Raw genomic sequence first — 929 nt, 5'->3', positions numbered from 1 at the left:
TTTTAGTTTGGTTAAGTTAGAAAGGGCGCACGGTGGATGCCTTGACACTAGGAGTCGATGAAGGACGGGACTAACGCCGATATGCTTCGGGGAGCTGTAAGTAAGCTTTGATCCGAAGATTTCCGAATGGGGAAACCCACCATACGTAATGGTATGGTATCCTTATCTGAATACATAGGGTAAGGAAGACAGACCCAGGGAACTGAAACATCTAAGTACCTGGAGGAAGAGAAAGCAAATGCGATTTCCTGAGTAGCGGCGAGCGAAACGGAACATAGCCCAAACCAAGAGGCTTGCCTCTTGGGGTTGTAGGACATTCTATACGGAGTTACAAAGGAACGAGGTAGACGAAGCGACCTGGAAAGGTCCGTCGTAGAGGGTAACAACCCCGTAGTCGAAACTTCGTTCTCTCTTGAATGTATCCTGAGTACGGCGGAACACGTGAAATTCCGTCGGAATCTGGGAGGACCATCTCCCAAGGCTAAATACTCCCTAGTGATCGATAGTGAACCAGTACCGTGAGGGAAAGGTGAAAAGCACCCCGGAAGGGGAGTGAAAGAGATCCTGAAACCGTGTGCCTACAAATAGTCAGAGCCCGTTAACGGGTGATGGCGTGCCTTTTGTAGAATGAACCGGCGAGTTACGATCCCGTGCGAGGTTAAGCTGAAGAGGCGGAGCCGCAGCGAAAGCGAGTCTGAATAGGGCGTTTAGTACGTGGTCGTAGACCCGAAACCAGGTGATCTACCCATGTCCAGGGTGAAGTTCAGGTAACACTGAATGGAGGCCCGAACCCACGCACGTTGAAAAGTGCGGGGATGAGGTGTGGGTAGCGGAGAAATTCCAATCGAACCTGGAGATAGCTGGTTCTCCCCGAAATAGCTTTAGGGCTAGCCTTAAGTGTAAGAGTCTTGGAGGTAGAGCACTGATTG

1 rRNA gene is annotated in these 929 nt (G+C 50.6%); it reads left to right on the top strand.

The annotated features are described in order from the left end of the window. Positions 1-9 precede the first annotated feature (9 nt). Positions 10-929, top strand: a 23S ribosomal RNA gene (locus tag PDQ68_RS28575); the annotation flags it as partial.

It is taken from the genome of Bacillus cereus group sp. Bc010 (assembly GCF_027716745.1).
Classification (GTDB): Bacteria; Bacillota; Bacilli; order Bacillales; family Bacillaceae_G; genus Bacillus_A; species Bacillus_A pacificus.
This window is presented reverse-complemented; position numbering and strand designations above follow the sequence as displayed.